We start from the raw sequence: 275 nt of genomic DNA, 5'->3' as shown, positions 1-275 counted from the left end.
GTGATCAAGGGGGAAAACCTTTTAGTGAAGGTTTTGCGCTGGGGATTCAAAAAACATCTTATATGGCAGAAAATGAAAGTCGCACTCTTGGTACAAATGCTTATAAGTCTCTTGTAAATACGCTAAAATCCAATAATTTAGCATTTGCAGGTGTTCAAATGGCACAAGGACTTGCTACCGGGATTAAGAGTCAATATTCTGTAGTACGAGATGCCTTGCAGGGTTCTGTTACAGAGGCAATTGATGGTATTCGTTCTATTAAACCGGAAGAAATA

At 38.9% G+C, this 275-nt stretch carries 1 pseudogene; it reads left to right on the top strand.

From position 1 onward, the window contains the following. Positions 1–275, top strand: a pseudogene (locus JDS96_RS31070) (phage tail protein); the annotation flags it as partial.

It is taken from the genome of Bacillus cereus group sp. N21, from assembly GCF_016483395.1.
In the GTDB taxonomy this organism is placed as follows: domain Bacteria; phylum Bacillota; class Bacilli; order Bacillales; family Bacillaceae_G; genus Bacillus_A; species Bacillus_A pseudomycoides.
The sequence above is the reverse complement of the archived record's forward strand: the minus strand, read 5'-3'. Positions and strand labels throughout refer to the sequence as shown.